The sequence below is a fragment of the Thermaerobacter litoralis genome (assembly GCF_054654595.1).
The window spans coordinates 220,156-245,354 of the sequence record NZ_BAAIES010000006.1; the positions used below are offsets into that span (position 1 = coordinate 220,156).

General features: G+C 71.2%; 22 protein-coding genes. 6 read left to right on the forward strand and 16 right to left on the reverse strand.

What is annotated here, in order from left to right:
- Window positions 1-44: 44 nt before the first annotated feature.
- The 9 genes from ACYQ02_RS05175 to ACYQ02_RS05215 form a co-directional block, all read right to left on the reverse strand.
- Complete coding sequence (locus ACYQ02_RS05175; RefSeq protein ID WP_460039371.1) at window positions 45-1,010, reverse strand: hypothetical protein; 966 nt, start codon at window positions 1,008-1,010, stop codon at window positions 45-47.
- A gap of 309 nt (window positions 1,011-1,319) precedes the next feature.
- A complete protein-coding gene (locus tag ACYQ02_RS05180; RefSeq protein ID WP_460039372.1) occupies window positions 1,320-2,249 on the reverse strand; it encodes a proline dehydrogenase family protein in 930 nt (309 codons plus the stop codon).
- Between the two features lie 383 nt (window positions 2,250-2,632).
- Window positions 2,633-4,036: an HAD-IIB family hydrolase gene (locus ACYQ02_RS05185; protein WP_460039373.1), complete on the reverse strand. Its 1,404-nt coding sequence runs from the start codon at window positions 4,034-4,036 to the stop codon at window positions 2,633-2,635.
- Window positions 4,029-4,859, reverse strand: coding sequence for a glucosamine-6-phosphate deaminase (locus ACYQ02_RS05190; RefSeq protein ID WP_460039374.1), 831 nt, complete (start codon window positions 4,857-4,859; stop codon window positions 4,029-4,031). The genes ACYQ02_RS05185 and ACYQ02_RS05190 overlap by 8 nt, the downstream gene beginning before the upstream one ends.
- 105 nt (window positions 4,860-4,964) lie before the next feature.
- A complete protein-coding gene (nagA, locus tag ACYQ02_RS05195) occupies window positions 4,965-6,392 on the reverse strand; it encodes an N-acetylglucosamine-6-phosphate deacetylase (RefSeq protein WP_460039375.1) in 1,428 nt (475 codons plus the stop codon).
- 23 nt (window positions 6,393-6,415) lie between these two features.
- Window positions 6,416-7,252, reverse strand: coding sequence for a GntR family transcriptional regulator (locus ACYQ02_RS05200; protein ID WP_460039376.1), 837 nt, complete (start codon window positions 7,250-7,252; stop codon window positions 6,416-6,418).
- 41 nt (window positions 7,253-7,293) lie between these two features.
- Window positions 7,294-8,064 carry a sugar isomerase domain-containing protein gene (locus ACYQ02_RS05205; RefSeq protein WP_460039377.1) on the reverse strand — a complete coding sequence of 257 codons (771 nt, stop codon included), beginning with the start codon at window positions 8,062-8,064 and terminating at the stop codon, window positions 7,294-7,296.
- 74 nt (window positions 8,065-8,138) lie between these two features.
- Complete coding sequence (gene ulaA / locus ACYQ02_RS05210) at window positions 8,139-9,419, reverse strand: PTS ascorbate transporter subunit IIC (protein WP_460039378.1); 1,281 nt, start codon at window positions 9,417-9,419, stop codon at window positions 8,139-8,141.
- 74 nt (window positions 9,420-9,493) lie between these two features.
- Window positions 9,494-9,775 (reverse strand): PTS sugar transporter subunit IIB, encoded by a 282-nt coding sequence (locus tag ACYQ02_RS05215; protein ID WP_460039379.1) that lies wholly within the window; start codon window positions 9,773-9,775, stop codon window positions 9,494-9,496.
- Window positions 9,776-10,097: 322 nt separating this feature from the next.
- Between ACYQ02_RS05215 and ACYQ02_RS05220 the strand changes: the two genes are divergently transcribed.
- On the forward strand, window positions 10,098-10,568 hold the full coding sequence (locus tag ACYQ02_RS05220) for a PTS sugar transporter subunit IIA (protein WP_460039380.1): 471 nt from the start codon (window positions 10,098-10,100) through the stop codon (window positions 10,566-10,568).
- Window positions 10,569-10,622: 54 nt separating this feature from the next.
- Here the strand turns inward: ACYQ02_RS05220 and ACYQ02_RS05225 are convergent, their stop codons facing one another.
- Window positions 10,623-11,933, reverse strand: a complete 1,311-nt coding sequence (locus ACYQ02_RS05225; protein WP_460039381.1) for an NHL repeat-containing protein — start codon at window positions 11,931-11,933, stop codon at window positions 10,623-10,625.
- Window positions 11,934-12,639: 706 nt separating this feature from the next.
- Window positions 12,640-13,569, reverse strand: coding sequence for a DMT family transporter (locus ACYQ02_RS05230; RefSeq protein WP_460039382.1), 930 nt, complete (start codon window positions 13,567-13,569; stop codon window positions 12,640-12,642).
- A 310-nt stretch (window positions 13,570-13,879) separates the two neighbouring features.
- On the opposite strand from ACYQ02_RS05230, the gene ACYQ02_RS05235 reads away from it, so the two are divergent.
- Window positions 13,880-14,449, forward strand: coding sequence for a hypothetical protein (locus ACYQ02_RS05235; RefSeq protein ID WP_460039383.1), 570 nt, complete (start codon window positions 13,880-13,882; stop codon window positions 14,447-14,449).
- Between the two features lie 445 nt (window positions 14,450-14,894).
- On the opposite strand, the gene ACYQ02_RS05240 is transcribed toward ACYQ02_RS05235, so the two are convergent.
- From ACYQ02_RS05240 to ACYQ02_RS05260, 5 genes are all read right to left on the reverse strand, one after another.
- Window positions 14,895-15,626 carry an ABC transporter ATP-binding protein gene (locus tag ACYQ02_RS05240; protein WP_460039384.1) on the reverse strand — a complete coding sequence of 244 codons (732 nt, stop codon included), beginning with the start codon at window positions 15,624-15,626 and terminating at the stop codon, window positions 14,895-14,897.
- On the reverse strand, window positions 15,626-16,396 hold the full coding sequence (locus ACYQ02_RS05245; protein ID WP_460039385.1) for an ABC transporter ATP-binding protein: 771 nt from the start codon (window positions 16,394-16,396) through the stop codon (window positions 15,626-15,628). Before ACYQ02_RS05245 ends, ACYQ02_RS05240 begins: the two co-directional genes overlap by 1 nt.
- Window positions 16,397-16,401: 5 nt before the next feature.
- Window positions 16,402-17,547, reverse strand: coding sequence for a branched-chain amino acid ABC transporter permease (locus ACYQ02_RS05250; RefSeq protein ID WP_460039386.1), 1,146 nt, complete (start codon window positions 17,545-17,547; stop codon window positions 16,402-16,404).
- Between the two features lie 33 nt (window positions 17,548-17,580).
- Window positions 17,581-18,480 (reverse strand): branched-chain amino acid ABC transporter permease, encoded by a 900-nt coding sequence (locus tag ACYQ02_RS05255; RefSeq protein WP_460039387.1) that lies wholly within the window; start codon window positions 18,478-18,480, stop codon window positions 17,581-17,583.
- Between the two features lie 155 nt (window positions 18,481-18,635).
- Window positions 18,636-19,823, reverse strand: a complete 1,188-nt coding sequence (locus ACYQ02_RS05260; protein ID WP_460039388.1) for a branched-chain amino acid ABC transporter substrate-binding protein — start codon at window positions 19,821-19,823, stop codon at window positions 18,636-18,638.
- A gap of 475 nt (window positions 19,824-20,298) precedes the next feature.
- On the opposite strand from ACYQ02_RS05260, the gene asnB reads away from it, so the two are divergent.
- The 4 genes from asnB (at window position 20,299) to ACYQ02_RS05280 (ending at window position 25,143) form a co-directional block, all read left to right on the forward strand.
- Complete coding sequence (asnB, locus tag ACYQ02_RS05265; protein WP_460039389.1) at window positions 20,299-21,861, forward strand: asparagine synthase B; 1,563 nt, start codon at window positions 20,299-20,301, stop codon at window positions 21,859-21,861.
- Window positions 21,862-22,439: 578 nt separating this feature from the next.
- Entirely contained in the window at window positions 22,440-23,357 is a 918-nt protein-coding gene (locus ACYQ02_RS05270; protein WP_460039390.1) for a methionine ABC transporter ATP-binding protein, read from the forward strand.
- Between the two features lie 6 nt (window positions 23,358-23,363).
- The gene (locus ACYQ02_RS05275; RefSeq protein WP_460039391.1) at window positions 23,364-24,038 is read left to right on the forward strand and encodes a methionine ABC transporter permease; all 675 of its coding nucleotides are present in this window, start codon (window positions 23,364-23,366) and stop codon (window positions 24,036-24,038) included.
- 190 nt (window positions 24,039-24,228) lie between these two features.
- Window positions 24,229-25,143, forward strand: a complete 915-nt coding sequence (locus ACYQ02_RS05280; RefSeq protein ID WP_460039392.1) for a MetQ/NlpA family ABC transporter substrate-binding protein — start codon at window positions 24,229-24,231, stop codon at window positions 25,141-25,143.
- Window positions 25,144-25,199: the final 56 nt, after the last annotated feature.

Below are 25,199 nucleotides of genomic sequence, written 5' to 3' on the forward strand. Positions count from 1 at the left end.
ACCGGTGTCGCGCTCCCTCCGTCCCGGTCCCGGCCGCCCGGGCCTCACCCCGGCCGGTGGGACCCACCCGTGACTCCCATGGCCCGGCCGGCGCCGTCGCCGGGTGGCCGGTGCCGGAGCCGCCCGCGGGCGACCCATGCCACCGCCCCCGCGGCCGCCACGACCGCCAGGCCAGCCCACGGCACCCAGGGAACGCCCGGCGGGCGGATGGAGACGTGCAAGTCGCCGGGGGGCAGGGAGGCGAAGGTCTTCTCCCACACGCCCTCACCGGCCGGCTCCAGGGCCGGCTCCGTCGCCACCGCCATGCCGCCCGGCGCCAGCACCCGGATCGTGAGGGAGCCAAAGTGGGCCCAGTGGCGGGCCGGCCGGAGCAGGTAGGTGTAATGCCAGATCGGCTTGCCAAGGCGGCGGTTGCACTGGTCGCACCCGGCATAGGGTTGCCGGAAGCGGACCTCCAGACGGCCCCCGCCTCCCGGCTCGATGTCCAGGGAGGCCACCGCCGCCTGGATCGTCCCCGCAGCGTCGACGGGATGCACGGCGTATCGCCGGCCGGTGGCGGGGTCCAGCCAATGGAGCTCGGTTCCCCGCAGTTCCTCCAGCACCGCGGCGGGCGGGTCCGTGACCTCAAGGGGCAGCGACTGCCCCCGCCAGGTGATCACCAGGCCGCGCTCCCCTTCCCCCGCCGCTTCGGGAAGGCCCCCCACCCCGGCCTGGTCGAGGTACAGAAAGGCCACGGTGAGGCGCTGGGCCACCGGGGAGGGATTCTCCAGCTCGTAGGACGCCGTGACCCACGGCAGCCACACGTGTCCATTGGGGCTGGCGCCCCGAAAGTCGAAGGTCAGGGTCTCATGGGCGACGCCCACCGGCGTGTTGTCGTCGGGCACCAGCCCCCCCGCCGGATGGCGGACCTCCTGGACCGGAAGCCCGTTGGCCATGGCCGTTCGGGCAACCAGCGCGATGCCCAGAACCGCCCCCGCGACGATTCCCCGGATCCGCGACGACCGAGCCATCCCCCAGCCCCCCCACCCTCGCCCCAGCATCCCTGGTTGGACACACCGGTGGGCGCACCTGGGCCCTGCGACACGGCCACGATGGCTGCACTGGGGGTCCCTGACGGCGACGCCGCCGGCGGCACCTTCCACGGCCCGGAGCCGCCGAGAAGGACGCTGATCAGGACCCGGGGATGATGAGGGCGCCCTTGCCAGCCCGGCCACCCTGCGATGGCCGCCGGCTGGGGATCTCTTCTCGCTCCGGGGTCATCGTTCCTCCCGGTTCTTCCAAAAAAAGGAAATGGCCTCCCGCTTCCGCACCCCCGCCCCCTAGCCCCGGATCAGGCTCCGCAGCACGAACCCCACGTTGGCGGGGCGCTCGGCCAGGCGGCGCACGAAATACCCGTACCAGTCGCGCCCGTAGGGGATGTAGACCCGCATCTTGTAGCCGCGGTCCCGCATCTGCCGCTGCAGCTGGGGCCGGATGCCGTAGAGCATCTGGAACTCGAACCGGTCCCGGGGGATGCCCCGCTGCTCGATGAATTGCAGGAGCTCCTCGATCAGCCGGTCGTCGTGGGTGGCGATGGCCGCGTAATGCCCCCGCTCCAGGTGCCGCTGCACCAGCTGCCGGTAGTTGCGGTCCACGTCGGCCTTGTCGGGGTAGGCCACCGACGCCGGCTCGTTGTACGCCCCTTTGACGAAGCGGATGTTGGGCTCCAGGTCCGCCAGCGCCTCCAGATCCTTGGCCGAGCGGTACAGGTACGCCTGGAGTACGATCCCCACATCCCGGGTGCCGAAGGTCTCCCGCAGCCGGCGGTAGAGCCGCAGGGTCTTCTCGGTGTAGGGCGAGTCCTCCATCTCGATCCGGACGAACCGGCCCACCGCCGCCGTCCGCTCCAGGATGCGGCGGCAGTTGGCATAGGCCAGCTCTTCGTCCACCTCAAGGCCCATCTGGCTGGGCTTGATCGAGATGTAGGCGTCGATGCCGCGTTCTTCCAGGGCGGCCAGCAGCCGCAGGTATTCCTCGACGGCTTCGGCCGCCGCCTCGGCCCGGGTCACGTGCTCGCCCAGGAATTGGATGGCCAGGGGGAAGCCCTCCTGGTTCAGCTGGCGGGCCACGTCCAGGGCGGACTCCAGATCTTCCCCGGCGACGAAGCGGGACGCGCCCAGGCGCATCCCGTACCGGGTGACAAAGCGGGTCACGGCGGGGTTGCCCGCCACAGCGAAGATCAGCTGGCGGCTCCAGTGGGGTTCGGCCACGGCGACACGCCTCCGGCGTCTAGGATGGACGGTGGGCGGGTGGAACCTGCACCCGCCGGCCCCTCGCAAGGGCCGCCGGACCGGGCGACGGCGGAACCCGAAGCCGGCCGCCGCCCCGGCGGATCACCGCCGATCCGGCAGGCTGCCCTGCCCCAGGGCCAGGCCCCTGCAGGCCTGTCCCGTGCCCACCAAGGCGATTGTACTGCTTTTTTCGCCGGTTCTCGGCTTTCATGCCGGCGTCATGGTGGCAGTGCGGTGGCGGCATGCCGGCGCCACGGCGGGCGCCAGCGTTCCCTTCCATCCCGGGGCCGGCCGGCCGGAGCCGGGGCCGGATCCCAGGCCGGGACGAGGGGCCCGCCGTCCTCCATGCGCCCTCGATTCCTTCAGGAGGACCTCAACAGGACGTCCTCGATGAGCCGCGCCACCCCGTCTTCGCCGTTGGTCGCCGTCACGTAGTCGGCCACCGCCTTGACGTCCGGATGGGCGTTGCCCATGGCCACCCCCAACCCCGCCCAGCGCAGCATCTCGCAGTCGTTGTCGTTGTCCCCCACCGCCACCACCTGTTCGCGGGGGATGCCCAGGTGCGCGGCCAGCCGCTCCAGCCCCGCCGCCTTGTGGGTCCCCGGCGGCAGCAGGTCGAAGCTGCCCGGGCCGGAATGGGTCAGGCGCAGGCTGGCCCCGTACCGCTGGACGATCCGCTGCTCCAGCGGGCGCAAGGTGGCGGCGTCCCCCAGAGCGGAGACCTTGACCGGCGGCTCGGGTGCCCGCTCCACGAACCGTGCCAGTTCGACCCCGGGGACGACGGCCACGTACCGGCGCAGCGCCCAGTAATGGCGCAGGTAGGGAACGGCCAGGGACCGGACCAGGGTCCCCACGGGGGGCCGCCGGCTGCTGGCCAGGGACTGGGGGAATTGAACCACCACGGGGCAACCGGCCGCGATCAGCTCGGCGGTGACGGCGGCGGCCACGTCCCGCGGGAAAGGACGCACGTCGAAGACGGTCCAGGGGCCGCGGCGGGGCAATGCCCCAAGGCGCTCCGGGCCCTTGCCGGCAGGGTCCCCCTCGCCGTCCTGCCCGCCAGGCCCGTTCCCGCCGCCGGCTGGAAGCCCCGCTGGCCCGGCGGCCGGAGCGGAGGCCGACCCGAGGGCCGAACCGGGGACCGGCGCGGCGGTCGTGCCTTGGGCCGGCCCGGGGGCCGGAGCGAGGGGAGGCCCGAAGGCCGGACCGGGGGCCGGAGCGGGGGGCGTGCACTCCTCCGCCCCTTCCTCCGCCCCTTCCCCTTCCGCCGGTCCCCTCTTCCCGGTGGAACCGGCGGACCCGGGGGCCCCCGATGCCGGACGAGCCCCAGGAGGCCCGAACGGGGGCAGCCGGTCCAAGGTGGCCAGGACGGCACCGTCGCTGACCACCAGCGGCCCCTTGAGGCCGAGCTGGCGGGCGTAAACCCACGCCGAGGGAAGAACCCGCCCGGTGGCCAGCACGACCACGATGCCCGCCGCCTGGGCCCGGGCCACCGCCTGGCGCACCCGCGGGGTGATGATCCCCCGCGGGTCGAGGACGGTGCCGTCGAGATCCAGGGCCAGCAGGCGGAACCGCGGCAGGCCGTGGGGGCCAGGAGGCGATGGGGCACCCGCCCGGCTCCCCTCGGGGCCAGGATCCAGCCCCCTCGCGCCCGGTGGCGGAACCGGACCGGGCGGGATCCCCGTCCCGACGGGGGACGCAGGGCCGGGCGGCGGCGCCGTACCGGGTCCAGGCTCGGCGGGCCGCCGCCGGGCCGGTTCGTCAGCCACGGCTTTCGCCCCCGGCACCGCCGTCCGGCCGCGGGCCACGGCGCGAAGGCGGCCGTCCCGCGGCCGGCCCCGCCAGGGCGGGAATGGCCGGGTCGTCGAGCCCCTGGGCTGCCTCCCGGTCCAGGAACCAGGTCACCTTGGGGTGGCGCTGGAGGGCGGAGGCGGGCAGGGCCGGGTCCAGGGGGCCCTGGATGGCCCGTTCCACCGCCGGGGCTTTGGCGGCGCCGGCGGCCAGAACGAAGATCTCCTTGCCCTCCAGGATGGTGGCGATGCCGACGGTCAGGGCCCGGGGCGGGACGGCCTCCGGATCGCCGCCGAAGTCGGGGGCGTTGGCCCGGCGCGTCTCCGGGGTCAGGGTGACGACCCGGGTGCGGGATTGGAAGGGCGAGCCGGGCTCGTTGAACCCGATGTGGCCGTTGCGGCCGATCCCCAGCACCACCAGGTCCAGTCCACCCGCCGCCAGGGCCGCCTCGTAGCGGGCGCACTCCGCCGCCGGATCCGCCGCCCGCCCGTCCAGGCTGTCCACGGCGGGGGCCGGGTCCAGGTGGCGCAGCAGGTGGTCCTCCATGTACCGGCGGAAGGAGCCCGGGTGGTCGGGACCCAGCCCGAGGTACTCGTCCAGCAGGAAGATCCGGGCCCGGTCCCAGCGCAGCCCCTCCCGGCGGGTGAGGTCCACCAGGCGGCGGTAGAGGCCGATGGGCGTGTGTCCCGTGGGCAGGGCCAGGCGCAGGCTGGGCCGGGCGGCCAGCCGGCGGGCGACGGCCTCGGCCGCGGCGGCGCTCATGGCGTCATAGGAGTCGGCGACGCGGATGCGGGGATGCATGGTCGACCCTCCAGATACCGCCCGGTTCTACCGCCCGGTTTCCGCCCGCCAGCCCTGGCGACCCCGGCGGGCACCGGGCGGCTAGGCCGGGCAGGGATCGGGCCGTCAGCGCGGTCCGGCGGTGGCGATCTGCCGGTTCAGCAGGTTCTCCACGGTCAGAGGGTGGGCCGGGGTGTGGACGGGCACCCCTTCCACCCAGGTTGCCACGACGCGCCAGTCCTCGTCCAGGGCGAAGAGGTCGGCGTCCAGCCCGGGGACGATGGCCCCCTTGCGGCCGGCCACCCCTGCGATCCGGGCCGGCACCGCAGACACCATCCGTGCCGCCTCCGGCCAGGGCACCCCGACCTGTTCCACCAGAACCCGCAGGCAGGTCAGCATGGTCGCCGTGCTGCCCGCCAGGGTCCCGTCGGCCAGGCGGCTGGTCCCGTCGGGGCGGACCTCCACCACGAAGGCCCGCAGGTCGTAGCGGCCGGGGGGCAGGAGGGCCGCGGCCACCGCGTCGCTGATCACCGCCAGGCGTTCCGTTCCCTTCAAGCGCCACAGGAGCCGCATGGCCGCCGGGTGGACGTGGACGGCGTCGGCGATGAGCTCGGCATCGAAGGGAAGGTCCATCACCGCCCCCAAAAGGCCCGGCTCCCGGTGGTGCAGGGCGGGCATGGCGTTGTAGACGTGGTTGCCCAGGGTGACCCCGGCGTGGAAGGCGGCTTCTGCCTCGGCGTAACGGGCCTCGCTGTGACCGGCCGCGACGACGATCCCCTCTTGCCGCAGGCGGCGCACCAGGTCGAGGGCGCCGGGCCGCTCGGGCGCCAGGGTGACCCGTCGCACGGTGCCGCGGGCCGACTGCAAGAGCCGCTCCAGCTTGTCGAGGTCGGGGTCGACCATCCACTCGGGCCGCATGGCCCCGGGCTTGCGGGGGTTGAGGAAGGGCCCCTCCAGGTGCAGCCCGAGGGGGCGGGCCCCTGCGCGGCGGGTCACCGCGGCCGATGGGCCCGGATCGCCAGGCGCGATGGACCGGGCCGCGGGCCCTTGCCCGCCCGCATCACCCGGCCCGCCCGGCCCGCCCAGAGGACCGCCCGGGGGATCGCCGAGGGGGCCGCCCAGGGGGCCGCCCCACCCGTGCCGGATGAACGCGCCCCAGAAGGCACAGGCTCGTTCCATGTCGTCCCAGGCGGCCGTGGCCAGGGTCGGCCAGTAGGCCGTGGTCCCGGTGGCCGCCAGGAGGAGCCCGAAGCGCTCCGCCGCTTCGGGGCGCAGGTCGTAGGTGTCCCAGCCCCCCACCCCGTGGATGTGTAGGTCGATCATCCCCGGAAGCAGCCAGGCCTCGCCGAGATCGACGACGGTCTCATCACCGGCGGCGGTCTCATCACCGGCGACGGTCCCACGGGTGGCCGCCGCGCCACCCCGCGCCGGCGCCGGATCCCCGCGCCCCACCTCGACGATGCGCCCGCCGGCGATGCGGACGTAACCGTCCAGGACGCCGCCGGGGACGACGATGCGGCGGCTGCGGAGAATCAGGTGTCCCAACGCCTCCACCGTCCAAAACCTCCCTGTGATCCTCACTGGGCTGGCCGAGGCCGGATGGTCTCCCCGCCTTCACCACCTGCAACCGCCCCTAGGTTCTCCCCGGTCGCATCCGCGGCCGTCGGACGAACCAGTTCCGTTTCGTACCGGTACCGATCCCCTCGGTACCAGGCCTTCACAACCTCCACCGGGTGTCCCCCATCGTCGTAACTGACCCGGGTCAAGAGAAGAAGGGGCGCGCCTTCCGGGACATGCAGCAAGCGAGCCATGTCCGCCGTGGCCACGGCCGCCTCGACGGTCTGCCGGGCCCGATGCAGCCCAATCCCAGCCCGGGTGAAGAACTCATACAGGGAGAAGCTGCTGCGTGGGCTGCCTTTGAACACCTGGCGCACGTGATCGGCAAGCGCCGGCAGCAGCCGGTAAGGAACCTGGACATGCTCCAGGGACAGCGGCTGGTTGTCCGCGTAACGGATCCGGCGAATCGAGGTGACCCGGCGATCAACAACCAAACCGAGGGCTTCGGCTGTACCAGGGTCCGCCTCGACCACCGCCACGGAGAGCAACCTGGACGATGGGACGAGACCCCTTCGCCTCATGTCCTCCGAGAAGCTCGTCAAGAACTGCAAGCCGAGAGGGATCTTGGGTTCCGCGACAAAGCTTCCCTGACCTTGTCGCCGGACGATGACACCTTCCCATGCCAGCTGATTCAGTGCGTGGCGGACCGTCATACGACTTGCACCAAACCGCTCAGCCAATTCTCGCTCGGAGGGGATCCGGTCACCGGGGCGCAGATGCCCCTCGCGGATCTGACGGCGGATCTCGTCCATGATCTCTTGATAAAGGGCCGCCCGATTGCCCCCCAGGACGCCCATCAGTCGAACCCCCCGCGCGAGGTCAGAATCTGTCCACAGGGTCAAATCAGGTTCCGCCAACGGTCCCGGTACATCTGGATGTATCGCTGGTTCGCCTCCTGACCGCCTTCGACGTTCGCACTTACCCAGAATGGGAAGAAGCCGCTGTCGGAAGACTCGTGCGCAGTTTCGGTCGCCGTGTGTGATGCCAAGATGGCCGCCACTTCCGCGACCACCATGTTCCAGATCACGGTGCCGGCGACCGTCGACAGGGGCGCTACCCGTGGTCGGCCCGGCCCGAAATCAAGGGCCGCATCTCCATGGGGACACCCGTTGTCGATGACCCAGTCCGCGATCTCGAAGAGCTTGCGACCACTGGGATGACCGGAAGGCACCTGGCGACTGTGCGCCAGGGACGTGATGGCGACGATCCGCAACCCCCGCTCCCGGGCTGCCAAAGCGACGTCAACGGGTGCCGCGTTCTTCCCTGATTGTGAATGAACAACAAGAATCTCTCCAGGTTTGGCGTCGTGATGCTCGAAGACCAGCCGGCCGAAACCTGGCAAACGCTCCAGAGCGCTGTTCTTGAGAAAGCCTCCATAGACCATGAAGCCCGGATCGAGGACGGCAGCCGTTGGGATCAGCCCTCCGGCTCGGGCGAAGGCCTCCTCGGCAACCAGGTGGGCATGCCCCGCACCGAAGAGATGGACCACACCTCCTCCTTTGACGAGGTCGGCGACGGCACGCGCCACTTCGCGGATCACGGGCATCTGGGTCGTCTCGATGTGGGTCAAGAGTCGCCGGACTTCGGCGAGGTAGCGATCAGCCGACACCTCGTCCACCTCCCCGCAATGAAACGGGCGGCCGGCGCGGACACCGGCCGCCCGCGTTGGATGCGGCAGGGGCATCAACCCCAGATCCATCCAAACAGGGTCTTGAAGACGACGATGAGGATGAACCAGTCCGGGTCCGCCAGCACGGCGAGCTCCGGCGCCGTGTTCGAGAGCATCGCGGCCGCGATGGGCTGGCCGACGGCCAGCAGGACACCGGTCAGCGCTCCTCCAAGCACAGCCCCGCGGAGACCCCCGGTCGCGTTCCCAAACACGCCGGCCGCGCCGCCCGGGAAGAAGAGCGGGATCATCGGCGGAATGATCACAGCCCACCCCAGGGCCCCAAAGACGACCATGAGAACGGCAAAGGCGGCAAACGCCGAGAGGAACCCGATCAACACAGCCGTGGGCGCGAAGTCGAAGACGATCGGGCAGTCGAGGGCCGGGCGCGCACCGGGCACCAGCTTTTCGGCGATCCCACGGAACGCAGGCACGATCTCCGCCAGGATCATGCGCACACCCATCAGCAATACCGCGGTGCCGGCGCCAAACTTAAGGCCCTCCAGCGCGGCGTACACGATGTAATGCATCGCACCGGCCTGCTCCTGCACGGCGCCGCGGCCGGCCGCAATGGCAGCCACGGCCGCCACCAGGGCGACCACGACGCTGGTACTGACCGTGACATCACGGAAGAAGCTCAGATGGCGAGGGAGCTTGAGATTCTCGGTGCTCCGCTCGGGGTTACCGGCCACCTGTCCCACGAGCCCCGCCAGGAAGGCGTTGCTTGACGACGTGTGTCCATAGGCCAGGTCTGAGCTCCCCGTGATGCGGTTCATAAAGCGCTGAACGTACAGGGGCTGCAGCGTCCAGTACAGACCGGCGATGATGGAACCGATCAACACGAGCTGCATCTGCCCAATTTGCGGATTCGCCTCGACCATGACGGCGATCAGCGTCAGGGCGATCCAGAACATCAGGTGGCCCGTCAAGTAGATGTTGCGGGCACGGGTAAAACGGGCCAGCAGGACGTTGAGAAGGAAGCCGAAGGTCATGATCAGGGTGGCGTCGTCACTATACTCGGCCATGAACTGGTCGAGCCCCATTCCCTGCGAAGGGGGCTGCGTGATGCCGAACGCCGCCTGGACGATGGGGGTGAAGTGATTCAGGGCCTCGACCAGGACTCCTGCACCGATGTTGATGATGAGAAAGCCCGCGACAGCCTTGATGGTGCCCTGGACCGTCTCGGAAAAGCTCTTGCGCTGTGCGACGAGGCCGATCAACGCAACGAGACCGATGAGCAGAGCCGGTTGACCGAACAGGTTGTCTGCCAAAAACTTGGCGATGGCCTGCAACGTCATGGTACCCACCCCTCATTTGGCCGGCCGCAGTTAACTTGTAGACCGGCCCGGATGCCCCCGCATCGCTTGAAGCACTAGCTGGCTCTTCCGTCCAGGAACTCTTGCAACCGTTGGCGGATCTCTTCCTTATTCATGAAGTTGCGAACCGGCAAGACCGGCTTGCCGAGATCGCCGAGATCAGCCGCCAGCGATGCCGATGCGATGATCACGTCGACCCGGGCCCCTTTGGCCTGGGTCACGTCCATGTGCTCCACCTCGGCTTCCACGCCCAACTGCCGGCACACATCCTGCACGTTCATCTTCAGCAACAGGCTGGTGCCCATACCCACGCCGCACACCGTGGCGATCCGCAGCACCGTATCCCTCCTTTCCGCGGGTCTGCCCAAGTGGTATATACATGTTGACCACTTTGGTGTTTCGGCGAGCCGGTATGAATTCCTCCCATCCGGCAGGGGGAACGGCGGGCAAGAATCGGGCAGTCCGGCCAGCCAATGGGTATGCTCCCAGGACAGGAACGGCTCCAGACGGGCCGCCGTGCCGGCGGGGGTAGCTGTTTGGACAGGGCATGAAGCGAATGCTGACGTGGTCGTTTCACCGGCGTGCTGCCTTAAGCCTTAGCCGGTGGGTGGCGGCGGGCCCTTGACCGTAGCCCTCGATCGGGAAAAGGTGGGTGCATCCATGAAACGGTGGATCGCGGAAGAAGGAATCGCGCTGGATGTCCAGGCTCGGGATTGGGAGACGGCTGTCGAGGAAGCAGGGCGGTTGCTCGTGGCGATTGGTGCGGCGCAGCCCTCCTACGTGCAGGCGATGGTGGCGACGGTGCGCGAGCTGGGGCCTTACATCGTCATCGCACCTGGGATCGCCCTCCCCCACGCCCGGCCCGACGCAGGTGCGCTGCGCTCGGCCGTGTCCTTCGTCCGGCTACGGCCAGCGGTACCCTTCGGGAATCAGGATCTGGATCCCGTCGATCTGGTTTTCGGCCTTGCGGCCGTCGACGGTGAAGCCCATCTGGAGATGATGGCCGACCTGGCGACGGTCCTTGGCGATGACACTATCGTACAAGCCCTGAGAGCGGCCCGCTCCGCCGGCGACGTCCTCCGCATCCTGAGCGGTGATGCCGAGGCCTCGTGGGGCCATCCCGGTACCTGACACAACCTTTCCGCGGGTCCGGACCGGTAGGCGCTGGCCTTGGCGGGAACCGCGTCAAGGGCGCTGCGTCAACGGTGCGAGCCGGCCCGCGGCCAGATCCCAGCGCGCTGCCACGGCTGCCCCATGCGATGATCCGGGAACCAGTTCGACCCATGCCACACCAGCCGCAAGGTCAACCGCCAAGAGCCGGCGAATCGCCGCCGGAGCCGGATCCACACTGGGCCAGCGCTCGGGCGCAATGGTTTCACGGTTTTCGGGGCCTGTCGGTGTTCCGGAACCGCTTTCCCCCGCGACGCCATCACTGGTTTGCGGTTGGTCTTCCTCACCCAGATGGTACGCCGCCATGCGCACAGCACCACCGGTCGTCCCTTCCGGAACCAGGTAGGCGAGCCACTCCCCACCCCCGTCCCAGGCGACGCCAGCAGCGGCCAGTCCTGCCCGCAGATCCCGAACCGAGCCGGTGGTCGTATCCAGAAGTCGCCACACTGCACCTCCGCCCGACGCCGGCCCTCCGGCATTCGCACCTCCGGCCGGTGTAGAGCCGGTCGAAGCGCCGTTGCCTTGGCCAACGCCGGGTTCCCGCTGTGGCGTCGCGGACGGGGCCAGCACAACCCAGCGGCCTCCGGGACTGGCCCCAACGACGGTCAAGGACTCATCCGGCCGGGCTTCGAACAGGCGGTGCGCGGCCCCGCTACCCGCCTCTACGGCAAGCAGCGCTTGCAACGACGCTGCCGCGGCGGCTGGCGTTTCACCGTCGCCCTTTCCCGACCAGGCCGCCTTGTTAGGCATCGTTGCCCGGCCGAGGGCAACCAGGAAGCGATCCGGTGCCAGCCACGGCCCGGGCATCGCCACCAGATCCCCGTCCGGGGCAACATCCAGCGGCCGCGCTCCCCCTTGGCGGTGGTCCACCAGATATAGGGTGGGCCCAGCGCCCCCTTCCTCCGCAGCGGCTCCATACACCCACCAGTGCCCGTCCGGGGACGGCGGGCCGGCCAAGACCAGCTCACCACCCGGCAGCCGGACCCAGCGCCCCGAATCGACGTCAAGTTGGTACGGCGGGTCGCCCACGACGACCGCCCCTTCGCCAGCCCATGCCACCCGTCGAGGCTGTCCCAGACCTTCGGGTACCGTATAGGGCGCAGACGTAAGATCGCTGCGCACCACCCACAGGTACGGAGTTCCTGCTTCAGCCCGGGTCAGAAAGGCAACGGCGCTGCCATCGGGTGACGGAACCACGGGACTCACCCAGCGGTGTCCAGCGGGCAGTTCAAAGATGGTTGCCGGATCACCCGAGCCCCCGGCGAACCAGAGGCGGTTGTCCGAGGCAAACAAAATGCCCGTCGTGCCCTCGGCCTCCATGGCCACGGGCCGTGGCACCACCGTTTCATCCGCTGTGAGGTCGACCGGCTGGATGAAGGGCCACAGGGGGTTCGTCGGCGTCGGCCCGCTTTGGCCGCCCCCCGCCCCCGGCCCCGCCGGTTCGTCCGCCGGGGACGGTTCGACGGGAGACCCGGGTGCCCCGTCGCTGGCAGGGGCGGAACCCGCCCCCGGGACCAGCCCACTGCCGCCTTCCGACCGCCACCACCCGTAGCCCGCGCCCGCCAGGAGGGCGGCCATGATGGCCAGGGTGATCCACGGATTGCCCGGTGACCGCCGGCGTGACAACGTCGTCCACCTCCGCCGATGCCCGGCCTCCGTTCGCCGCGGCGGCCGGCCCTTCCTTCCGTGAAGCATGCCAGGTTCTGTCGCCCGGCGAAACGCCGTTCCCCATGGGGTGACGGCGGGCAACGAAAAGCGGCGGCCCCTGCCGCCGCCCACCGGCCCCACCCGCCGCCGGCGCCACCGCCCATCGGCCCCACCGACCGCCGGTGCCGCTGCCCACCGGCGCTGCCGACCGCCGGCCCCATCGATATCGACCGGCCCCATCGATATAGAACGTGTTCGTCGCCAACCGTTCCGCCGTGGACGTCGTCGCGTGCAAGACCAGTAACTCGGGGAAGGACGCGCCACGCTCCCCCATCAGGGACGCGCCCCGGCCGGCCGCCATTCCCTCGCCGGCTGACGCCGGCCGTCACGACGGCCGGCCCACCGGCCCCACGGCCGTCCGGACCGCCGCCCGCTCGCCGCCGCCCGGCGCCGCCACCAGGTACACGCCGCCCAGCACCGCCAGGCCTCCCACAGCGTGGGCCAGGGTCAACCGCTCGCCCAGCAGGGTGGTCGACAGCACCGCCGTGTAGACGGGCAGCAGGTTGGCGAAGATGGAGGCGGGCCCCGCGCCGATCCTCCGCACGCCCTCGTTCCAGAACAGGTAGGCGACAGCCGACGACACCACGCCGATGTAAAGGACGGCCCAGGTGTCACCGGCCGACAAGGTCCACGGCGCGCGGCCGGCCGCCAGGACAAGTCCGCGGGTCGCGGCCATCATCACCGTCCCGGCGACGGCCGCGTACAGGGTCAGCGCCAGGGGCGACAGCCGCCGCGTCCCCACCCGGGTGACCACCGTGTAAACCGCCCAGCCGGCCGAGGCCACGACCATCAGCACATCCCCGGGGTTGAACCGCAGGGTGCGCAGCACTTCCAGCGACCCGCCCGCCAGGATCCACGCCGTGCCGGCCAGGCTCAAGACGACGCCCAGGACCCGCCGGGGCGTCACCGGCTCCTTGAGCAGCGGCACCGCCAGCAGGAAGGTCAGGGCCGGCGAGGCGGTGTAGATCAGGGTCCCGTTGATGTTGGTCGTCTGCTGCTGGGCGATGTACTGCAGGGTGTTGTAGCCCGCCATCCCTGTCAACCCGCACAGGGCGATGGCCAGCCAGTCGGCCCCCGACGGGCGGGGCAACCGCCGCCCCTCCCGCAGGTAGACGATGGGAGTCAGCACCAGCGCCGCCAGAAACCACCGTACCATCACCAGATCGGCGGGATGAACCCGCCGCACCAGCTCCTTGGCGATGGTCCAGTTCCCCGCCCAGAGCAGCGGGGTCAGGGCCAGGAGCAAATAGGCCACGGATCGCGCACCACCCTCACGCCAAAGGTCGTCCAGCCCCCACGTATGTATAAATTAGTGGTCGAACCCCCGGCGGCGTGGCAGGAACATCTTCACCGGGCGACGAAACTATGCCAGAACTATCTAACGATTTCCGACAATTTCCCGAAGCAGAAGCCTGGTTCCTGGCGGTTCATCGTCGACAGATCGGCCGTTTTCGCCGCGACGTGGATTACGTGACCGTCGACCGCGGCGATGCCAGATTCCGGGCGGCCCGTGGCACCCGCCCCCGGCCGCACCACTCGCCCTCGGGCGAAACGAGGTGAAGGGCATGAGCACGTTGCGCATCCCCGATCACCTGCGCTTTTGGGAGCCGGAGGCCGACCGGTTGCTCATCACCTTCGTCCAGCAGGCCCTGGACGAGGGCGGCACCGTGCTGGACGGGTGCCACCGGTTCGCTCAGGCCCTGCAGGCATCGGGCCCCCGCGTCGCGCCCTCCCCCGAGCAGATGGCCATGCGGTGGGAGGTCCTGCAGGCCTTCGGCGGCGATCCCGCCCGCGATCCGGGCGTCGTCGTCCGGCGGACCCGGCCCGGCCCCGGCCGGCCCGTTCCGGGCAGCGGCCTGCTGCTCGCCCACCTGGCCGACGACCTGCGGCGGATCGCCGACGAGCTGCAGCGGATCGCCCGCCGGCTGGACCAGGCAGCCCAGGCGCCGGTGGAGGCGGACACCGCCGTCGCCGCCTCGCCGGAAGCCCAGGGCGCGGTGACCGGGGACGAACCGGCCCCGCGGGGCGACGCTCCCGCGGCGTCCGGCGAGCCGGGCAACGGCAAGCCGGGGCCGTCGTCCTACCGCGGCTCGGGCAACGGGACCCCCCCGGGGGACTGGGAGCAAGGCAGCTGACGGCGGGCAGGGGGTCCCGCCTCATAATAAGGGGTACTTCCCGCTTTGCCGCTTTCTTCCTGCCCGGCATCCCCGGTCGGTCGCTGCGGGCCAATGGCTTCGGATGCCCGCCCCGCCCCGAAACGCGCAACGGGGCGGTTGGTACCGCCCCGTTGGGTTTGGTGCCACCCCGTTGCGTTGGGTGCCCGGCCCGTGGTGCCTTGGGCCCCCGGTTCCGCCCGATGCGTCGCGGATGGCGCGCCGCGCACCGGCACCCGTGCCCGCCCACGACACGCCACCCGCCTTCCGGGGTGCGCTGATCCGGCGCGCTGTGGACGGCGCCCCGTTCCGTTCGCGGCGGGCCGTGGGCGAAACCACGCCCCTTAGCCCCGGCCGCCTCCGGCAAGCGCCCGGTCCCGGCAGGCGCCCGGTCCCAACATCCGGTCCCCACATCCGACCGGCCCCGTCAGACCGCCTTGCCACCCGCCTGGCCGCCCAGGTAGGCCTGCTGCATCCGCGGATCCCGGGCCAGCTCCGCCGCCGGGCCGGACAGGGCGACCGTGCCCGTCTCCAGCACGTAGGCCCGGTGGGCCAGCTTGAGGGCCGCCCGGGCATTCTGCTCGACCAGCAGGACCGTCACGCCCTGGCGGTTGATCTCCCGGATCGTATGGAAGATCTGCCGGACCACCAGCGGCGCCAGCCCCAGGCTGGGTTCATCCAGCAGGAGCAGGCGGGGGCGGGACATCAAGGCCCGGCCGATGGCCAGCATCTGCTGCTCGCCGCCGGACATGGTGCCGGCCAGCTGGCCGCGCCGCTCCTTGAGCCGCGGGAACAGGTCGAAGACCCAGCGGCGCGTCTCCTCCACCGCCGCCCGGTCGGCCTGGCGGTAGGCGCCCAGGGTCAGGTTCTCGTCCACCGTCAAGGGGCCGAAGACCCGGCGTCCCTCCGGAGCGTGGGCGATGCCCAGGGCGGGCAGCTGGTGGGCCGGCAGGCGCAGCAGGTCCTGCCCCTGGAAGCGGATGCTGCCCTCCCGGGGCCGGACGAGCCCCGAGATGGCCCGCAGGGTCGTGGACTTGCCGGCGCCGTTGGCGCCCAGCAGCGCCACGATCTCGCCCTCGTCCACCACCAGGTCGATGCCCTTCAAGGCGTGGACGTGCCCGTAGAACACGTGGACCCCGGCCAGTTCCAGCATCGCCATCAGAACTCATCCTCTTCCCGGCCCAGGTAGGCCTCGATGACCTGGGGGTTCGCCTGCACCTCGGCCGGCGTCCCCTCCGCGATCTTCACGCCGTTGTCCAGCACCACGACCCGGTCCGAGAGGCCCATCACCAGGTTCATGTCGTGCTCGATCAGCAGGACCGTGATGCCGTCGTCCCGGACCCGGCGCACCAGGTGCACGAGATCGGCCCGCTCCTGCTCGTTCAGGCCACCGGCCGGTTCGTCTAGGATCAAAAGCCGCGGCCGGGTGGCCAAGGCCCGGGCGATCTCCAGCCGCTTCTGCTGGCCGTAGGGCAGGTTGCGCGCCAGCTCGTCGCGCAGCTCCCACAGGCCGACCCGGCGCAGGGCCTCCTCGGCCTCCGCGAGGATCTGGGCCTCCTCCCGGCGCTGGGCCGGCGTGCGCAGCACCGACGCCCAGAAGCCGGCGCGGGTGCGGTGGTGGGGACCGGACATCACGTTCTCGAGGACCGTCAGGTTGCGGAAGAGGCGCAGGTTCTGGAAGGTCCGGGCGACCCCCATGGCGGCCATCCGGTGGGGCGGGTAACCCGTCACCCGGTGACCGGCCAGGTGCACCTCGCCGGCGTCGGGCCGGTAGATGCCCGTGATCAGGTTGAACACCGTGGTCTTGCCGGCGCCGTTGGGGCCGATCAGGGCCAGGATCTCCCCGTCCCGCACCTCGAAGCTGACGCCGTCGACGGCCACCAGCCCGCCGAAGCGCTTGGTCAGGTTCTCCACCGCCAGCAGGCCCACAGCCGTCACCTCCCGCGGGCGGCGCCGCCCGCCGCCGCGCCCGCATCTGCGTCGCCCGCGCCCGCGCCACCCGAGGCCGAGCCGGCACCGGCCGCCGCCTCCGCACCGCCGCCCGTCCCCGCCGCGGCGGCCCCGGGCGCCCCCGCGCCGGCCGGCAGGGCCGGTTCGTCCGTGCCCTGGACCGCCAGGCGCCAGCGCCGGCTGGGCCACAAGCCCTCGGGCCGGAAGATCATCAACAGCACCATGGCCGCGCCGAAGACCAGCATGCGGTACTCCGCTAGCCCCCGGAACAGCTGGGGCAGGACGACCATGCCGAAGGTCCCCAGGAACACGCCGGGGATGGACCCCGTGCCGCCCAGGATGACGATGGCGAACATCACCACCGACTCCCAGAAGGAGAAGCTCTCCGGCGCGATGACCGTCATCTTGGTGGCGTAGAGGTTGCCGGCGATGCCCGCCAGGGCGCCGCCCACGGCGAAGGCCAGCAGCTTGTAGCGGGCCGTGTCGATGCCCATGGCGGCGGCGGCCACCTCGTCCTCGCGGATGTAGCTCCAGGCGCGGCCGACCCGGCTGTTCTCCAGCCGCACGGCGATGAACACCGTCACCAGCAAGAACAGCAGGCTCAGGTAGTAGAAGTGGGTCATGTCCGTCAGCCGGAAGCCGAACAGCTCGGGCCGCTGGATGCCCAGGATCCCGTTGCTGCCGCCGGTGATGCCGAACACGTCGTTGCGCAGGGTGATGCGGACGATCTCCCCGAACCCCACGGTGACGATGAGCAGGTAGTCGCCCCGCAGGTGGATGATGGGGCGCGCCACCGCCACGGCCAGCAGCCCGGCCACCACGGCGGCCACCGGCAACAGCCACAGCACCGGGATGTGCAGCCGGGTGTTGAGGATCGCGGTCGTATAGGCGCCCGCGGCGAAGAAGGCCGCATGCCCCAGGTTGTACTGGCCCGTTCCGCCCAGGATGAAGTTCAGGGACAGGCCCAGCATCGCCCAGAGAAAGAAGTTGAAACCGATCTCCAGGTAGTACCCGTCGAAACCCACCAGGGCGGGGAAGGCCAGCGCCGCCAGCAGGGCCAGACCCGCCGCCACCCGGGCGAGGCGGGGTCCACGCGCCCCTGCGGCTGCCGCCATCGCTTGCGTCGCCAAGGTGTTCCCCCCTTCCCCCAGGGTCGCCGGCTGTCAGATCTTCTCCGCCACGCGCTCGCCCAGAAGGCCCGTCGGCCGCACCAGCAGGATCAGGATCAGGATGAAGAAGGCGACGGCGTCCTTCCACTCGCCGGCCACGTAACCCGCCGCCATCGTCTCGGCCAGGCCGAGCACCAGGCCGCCCACCATGGCACCGGGGATGTTGCCGATGCCGCCCAGGATCGCCGCCGTGAACGCCTTGAGGCCGTAGAGCCAGCCCATGGTGAAGTTGAGCTGGCCGTAGTACAGCCCCACCATCACGCCGGCCAGCCCGCCCAGGGCCGCGCCCACCAGGAACACCAGCTGGATCAGCCGGTTGACGTCGATGCCCATGAGGCGCGCCGTCTCATGGTCGACGGCGATGGCCCGCATGGCGGCGCCCAGCTTGGTGTACTGGATGAACAGGTACAGGGCCAGCATGAGGAGCAGCGAGCCGCCGAGGATCACCAGCCGCATCAGGCTGAAGGTCACCCCGCCCACCGACCAGGTGACGTCGGGCACCAGGTCGTGGGGGAAGGCCACGGGGAAGGCGCCCCAGACCAGCATGATCCCGTTCTGGATGAACACGGAGACGCCCAGGGCCGACACCACCGCCGGCAGCCGGCCGGCGCCGCGCAGCGGCCGGTAGGCGACCCGCTCCACCAGCACCCCGGACAGCCCCACCACCAGCGCCGCCAGCAGGCCGATGAGCAGCAGGGCGACCACGCCGCCCGCGCTCGGCACCAGCGCGCCCCAGAGGAGGAAGGTCAGGCCGAGGTAGGCGCCCAGGGCGAACAGGTCGCCATGGGCGAAGTTGATCATCTTGAGCACGCCGAAGACCATGGTGTACCCCAGGGCCACCAGCGCGTAGATCGATCCGACGGTCAGGCCGTTGACTACCTGCTGGACCAGCATCTGGCACCCCTCCCCCGGTACGCGGGCGGGGACGGATCCGGGCGCGCGCCGGGCGGGCGGTCCCCGCCGCCCGCCGGTTCCACCGCACCCGGTCCCTCCCCGCCTCGACGCACCGGTCGCCGTTCAGGGACCGCAGCGCTTCTAGGCCGCGCCGCTCACTGCTGCGGCGGCACGAACAGGGTGAACTTGCCGTTCTTCACCTGGTAGGCCGCGTAGACCGTGCCCTCCCGGTCGCCCTTGTCGTCGAAGGTGATGGGGCCCGTGATGCCCGGGAAGTCCTTCAGGTCGTTGCGCAGGTAGTCCGCCAGCTTGGCCGGGTCGGTGGACTGGGTCTGCTGGATCGCCTCCACGATCACGCGGAAGCAGTCGGCGGCCATGGCCGTCCAGATGCTGACGGGGTCTTCGTTGTACTTGGCCTTGTAGTCCTCGACGAACTTCCGCGCCTCGTCGTAGGGCAAGTCCGCCGGCGCCGGCTCGGTGGTGGTGATGTAGCCCTCGGCGGCCTCCCCGGCGGTCTTGATCACCTCATCGTTGTTGGAGGCGTTGCCGGCGGCGAAGGGCACGGTGATACCCATGTCCCGCGCCTGCTTGACCAGCAGGCCCGCCTGGCTGAAGTAGCCGGTGAAGTAGATGGCGTCCGGGTTCGTCCCCTTCAGGTTGGTCAGGAGGGCCGAGTAGTCGCTCTCCTGGGGGTTGATGGCGTCGAAGAACACCACCTGGGCGCCCTTTTCCTCGACGAACTTGCGGGTCCAGTCGGCCAGCCCCTTGGCGTAGGTGGAGTTGTCGTGGATGATGGCCACCTTCTTGGCGCCCAGCTTGTCGACCAGCAGGCTGGCGGCGAACTGGCCCTGGGCGCTGTCCAGGAAGGCCATGCGGAAGAAGTTCTTCAGACCCTTCTCGGTCAGGTGGGTCGCCGTGGAGGACGGCGTGATGTGAAGAATGCCCGCGTCGGCGTAGACCTGCTGGGCCGCCTCGGTGGCCGTCGAGTTGTAGGAACCGATGACGGCCACGACCTTCCGCGACACCAGCTTCTGGGCCGCCAGGGTCGACTCGTTGGGCTGGCCCTTGTCGTCCTCATAGACGACCTCGATCTGCTTGCCCAGCACGCCGCCCTGGGCGTTGATCTGCTCCTTGAGCATCTCGATGGCCTGGCGGAAGCCCTTGCCCTCGGCGGCGTAGTCCCCGGTGAAGGGACCCTGGACCCCGATGACGATCTTTTCGCCGCCGCTCTGGCTGCTCCCGCCGCCGGCCCCGCCGCACGCCGCCGCCCCGACCATCAGGGCGCCGGCCAGAAGGGCCACCGCACCGCGGCGCGCCATGCGCAGGAAGGTACCCCGATCCATAATGCCCCCCCATTCGACGGCTCCCGGCGCCGGTCGGCGCCGGGGCACAGGTGTGAAAGGCGTTGAACAACGTCGAAACTTCGCCAATTTCAGCGTCCTTCCTGCCAACGAAGGTGTCAAAAATAAATGCATTCCACCTCTGGGCGGGTCGTCCGGCGGCTCCAGCCGCCGCCATCGCCACGCCATCACCGTTGGAATGGTCGCATCATCCAGCCGGACCGGCGGCCGCTCCGTGGCGGTGCGGCGGTGCCCGCCCCCGCCGGTTCGTCCCTGCGTTGACACCACCGGCAGCTTCTGGTGAGATGAAAGACGCAGCGCTCCACGATCGCAGGTGCGAAAACCGGGTGTCCGTTGCCCGCGGGCCAACGCACCCGGTCTTTTTTCGGGCCGCCGTCCCGGCCCCGCTGTGGGCCCCCGCCCCGCCGGCCGGTGGCCGGGCCGGGACGGGGAACGGCCGGAAAGGAGGCGGGATTCCATGTGCGGCATCGCCGGCGCCACCGCGCCCCGCGGCCAGGTGGTCGCCCGCATGCTGGAGGCCATGGCGCACCGGGGCCCCGACGACCAGGGCCTGTGGGTGGGCGAGCGGACCCTGGGCCACCGCCGCCTGTCCATCATCGACCTGGAGGGCGGGCACCAGCCCCTGGCCAACGAAGACGGCACGATCCGCGTGGTCTTCAACGGCGAGATCTACAACTACCGCGAGCTGCGGGAGGAACTGGCCGCCCGCGGCCACCGCTTCCGCACCACCAGCGACACCGAGGTGCTGGTCCACCTCTATGAGGACGAAGGACCGGCCATGGTCCAGCGCCTCTACGGCATGTTCGCCTTCGCCCTCTCGACCCCCGACGGGCTCTTCCTGGCCCGCGACCCCCTGGGCATCAAGCCCCTCTACGTCGGGCGCGACCGGGAGGGGGCGCTGCTCTTCGCCTCGGAGATGGGCGCCCTGCTGCCCCATGTGGAGTCCATCGAGGAGTTCCCGGCCGGCCACTACTGGACGGAGGGGAGCGGGTTCGTCCGGTACTACGAGCTGCCCCCGGTCCGGTACGACCTGCCGAGCCCGGAGGCGGCGGTGGAGGAGCTGATCACCCGCTTGCGGCGGGCGGTGCGGCGGCGGCTGGTGGCCGACGTCCCCGTGGGCGTCTTCCTCAGCGGCGGGCTGGACAGCAGCTTGATCGCGGCCCTGGTGGCCGAGGCCCGGGCCGAGACCGGAGAGCCGGTCCATTCCTTCGCCGTGGGCATGGAGGGCAGCGAGGACCTGGAGCGGGCGCGGCTGGTGGCGGCCCACCTGGGCACGATCCACCACGAATACGTCTTCACCCGGGAGGAACTGCTGGCGCTTTTGCCCGAGGTGGTACGCCGGCTGGAATCCTTCGACCCCGCCCTGGTCCGCAGCGCGGTGCCCACCTACCTGGTGTCGCGGCTGGCGCGCCGCTACGTGAAGGTGGTGCTCTCGGGCGAGGGAGCGGACGAGCTCTTCGGCGGTTACCAGTACCTCAAACGGCCGGAGATCCGGGCGCGGCTGCAGGACGAGCTGCGGGAGATCACCCTGGCCCTGCACAACACGAACCTGCAGCGGGTCGACCGGATGACCATGACCCACGGCCTGGAGGGCCGGGTCCCCTTCCTGTCCGTCACCCTGGTCGATTTGGCCTGGCGGATCCCGCCCCGCTGGAAGATCCACGACCGCACGGGCACCGAGAAGTGGATCCTGCGCCAGGCGGCCCGCCGGTTCCTCCCCGCCGCCATCGTGCAGCGGGAGAAGGCCAAGTTCGCCATGGGCACGGGGGTGGGCCCGACCCTGGAGCGGTTCGCCGAGGCGGCCGTCAGCGACCGCGAGCTGGCGGCGGCCCGGGAACCGTGGCCCGGGCTGGAGCTGGGCAGCAAGGAGGAGGTCCTCTACTTCCGCTGGTTCTGCCGGGCCTTCGGGCACCGGGCGCCGCAGGCGGCCCGGCTGGTGGAGCGAAGCCGCAGCCTCAACCCGCACCAGCTCTACGCGCCGGCCTGGCGGGCGCCGGCCTCGGGCCAGGGGACCCGTTGACAGGCCGGGGACGGGGACGCATAATCGGCGTCGTACGGCGAAGCCGGCTCGCGTACCTGCGCCGATCCCCCCGGTCCCCGGAGAGCCACCGGGGCCTCGGGTGAGGCGCGGCGACAACCGAATACGCGACATCTCTTCTTATCCAGAGTGGCGGAGGGACGGGCCCGATGAAGCCACGGCAACCTCCGCGCGGCGGTGCGCGGCGGCTGCGCTTGGACCTGCTGCCCGGATCCCAGCGGGCACGGAGCCGAGGCCGGCCCCCGCGAACCCCCGCGTCCCGGGTTCCCTCCCCGCACCCCGGCGGTACCGGCGACGGGCCGTCGCCATGGGGTAGCGCGGACGGGCGGCCGTCATACCGGCCGGCCGTGCCGGTGGGGGCAGTGGACGACCCGGGCGGCGGGGTCATCGCCGGCGGGTGGTGCCAACTCCCGCAGAACCGCGTCCTGGTGCCGGGACGCCGTTCTGAGAGATAAGAAGGGATGGCACCCTTGGGCCATCCTTTCTGCGTCTCTCAGGAAGGATGGTTTTTTGTTGCCTGCAGGCCCGGCCATCCGGGGCAGGCCACGGGGGTGAGGCGAGTGACGGAACCCATGCTGGAGATCCGCGACCTGGTCAAGGTCTACCGCGGGCGCCGGGGTGCGGTCACCGCGCTGGACGGCGTCAGCCTCCAGGTGGCGCGGGGCGAGTTCTTCGGGGCGGTCGGGGTCTCGGGCGCCGGCAAGAGCACCCTGGTCCGCTGCATCACCCTGCTGGAGCGGCCCACCGCCGGCTCCATCCGCCTGGGCGGGGTCGAGCTCACCGGCCTGCGGGGCCGGGCCTTGCGGGCCCAGCGGCGGCGCATCGGGCTGGTCTTTCAGCATTTCCACCTGCTCTGGTCCCGAACCGCCGCGGGGAACGTGGCCCTGCCGCTGGAGATCGCCGGCACGCCCCGGGACCGGATCCGGCGCCGGGTGGCGGAGCTCTTGGACTGGGTCGGGCTGGCCGACAAGGCCGGCGCCTACCCCGCCCAGCTGAGCGGCGGGCAGAAGCAGCGGGTCGCCATCGCCCGCGCCCTGGCCGCCGATCCGGAGCTTCTGCTCTGCGACGAGCCCACCTCGGCCCTGGACGCGGCCACCAGCCGGACGGTCCTGGAGCTGCTCCAGCGGGTTCACCGGGAGCTGGGCATCACGGTGCTGCTGATCACCCACCAGCTGGAACTGGTCCAGGCGGCGTGCCAGCGGGTGGCGGTGATGGATGCCGGTCGCGTGGTGGAAACCGGCCCCGTCGACGCCGTCTTCAGGCGGCCCCAGGCGGCGGCGACCCGGCGGCTTTTGGCCGCGGCGTCTGCCGCCGAGCCCGACCGGCTGGCCGCCGGCGGGGTGGAACGGGCCATGCCGGCGGCCGGCGCCCGGGAGGCTCCCGCCCGGGAGGCTCCCAAGGAGGCTCGCCGGGCCCCGGGGACGGCCGGGGTTGCCGCCGAGATCGGCGCCGCCCGCGCCTGGGCCACGGGGAGGTGACCCGGGTTGATCGCCGAGCTGGTCCGTGCCGTGACGGAATTCGGACCCGACATCGTGACGGCCACCGGCCAGACCCTGTACATGGTCGGCCTGGCGATCCTGTTCGCGGCCCTGGCCGGGATCCCCATCGGCACGCTGCTGGTGGTCATGGACCGGGGGCACATCGCCGCCGTCCCGCCCCTGCGGGCCGTGCTGGCGTTCATCGTCAACACCGGGCGGTCGATTCCCTTCATCATCCTGCTGATCGCCCTGGCCCCCTTCACCCGCTTGCTGGTGGGGACCTCCCTGGGCACGGCGGCGGCGGTGCCTCCCATGGCGGTGGCGGCGACGCCGCTGGTGGCCCGGGTGGTGGAGACCGCCTTGCGCGAGGTGGACCCCGGCACCATCGACGCCGCCGTCGCCATGGGCGCCAGCCCCTGGCAGGTGGTCCGCAAGGTCCTCCTGCCGGAGGCCCTTCCCGCCGTGGTGCTGGGCATCACCATCGCCACCGTCGGCCTCATCGAGTTCTCCGCGGTGGCCGGCGCCGTCGGGGGCGGCGGCCTGGGGGACCTGGCCTTCCGCATGGGCTACCAGCGGTGGGAGGCCGGCGTGCTGCTGGTCTGCGTGGTGCTGCTGGTCGGCCTGGTCCAGGTCGTCCAGTGGGCGGGCGATTCCCTGGCCCGGCGCCTGAACCACCGCTGAGCCCTGCACCCTTCAAGAGGCTTCTGGGGGATGGCCCGTGGGGGCGGGCCGGTTCGTCCGGGAGGGGCACTCCGACGGGTTGGGTACCCGCCGGTCGCACCATCGAGGCGCCAGGGGCCGGTGGCCCGGGCCCCGGGGAAAACCCCCGGGCCGGCGACCGCGCCCCGCGCCGGTAAGGAGGTCTTCCCGGATGGGTGCGCTCTCCCTGCTCTTCACCCGCCGGCGGTCGGCCCGGCGGCTGGCCGCCCTGCTGGCGGTCCTGGTCGTGGCGGTCCTGGCCGCCGGCTGCGGCGCCGGCGGCAGCGGCGGTTCGTCCGGTGACAGCGGCTCTGCGGCGGAATCGGGTGGCGGCAACGGCGGTCCCGTCACCCTGAAGGTCGGCGCCACGGCGGTGCCCCACGCCGAGATCCTGCGCGACGTGGCGGCGCCGGCCCTGGAGGCCAAGGGCATCAAGCTCGAAGTGATCGAGTTCAGCGACTACACCAAGGTGAACCCGGCCCTGGTCGACGGGGAGCTGGACGCCAACTACTTCCAGCACATCCCCTACCTGGACCAGTTCAACAAGGACCACGGGACCAACATCACGCCGGTCGCCAAGGTCCACATCGAGCCGATGGGCCTCTACTCCGACAAGATCACCGACCTGAGCCAGCTGGCGGACGGCGCCACGGTGGCGATCCCCAACGACCCCACCAACGGCGGGCGGGCCCTCCTGCTGCTGCAGTCGGCGGGGCTGATCAAGCTTAAGGAGGGGGCGGACTACACCGCCACCGTGCGCGACGTGGTGGAGAACCCGAAGAACCTGCAGATCCGGGAGGTGGCCGCGGAGCTCATCCCGCGCACCCTGGCTGACGTCGACCTGGCGGCCATCAACACCAACTACGTGCTGGAGGCCAAGGAGGCCGGGGCGATGAAGAACCCCGAGCCCCTGTTCATCGAGGACGCCGACTCGCCCTTCGCCAACGTCCTGGCGGTGCGGCCGGAGGACGTGGACCGGCCGGAGATCCAGGCCCTGGCGGAGGTCCTGGTGGGTCCCGAAGTCAAGCAGTACATCGAGGAGCATTACGGCGGCGCCGTGGTCCCGGCCCAGGCCTTGATCCGGTGAGGAACCGGCCCCCGGCCGGCCACCCGCAGAATGCACGTGCGCGGCGGAGGAGCGGA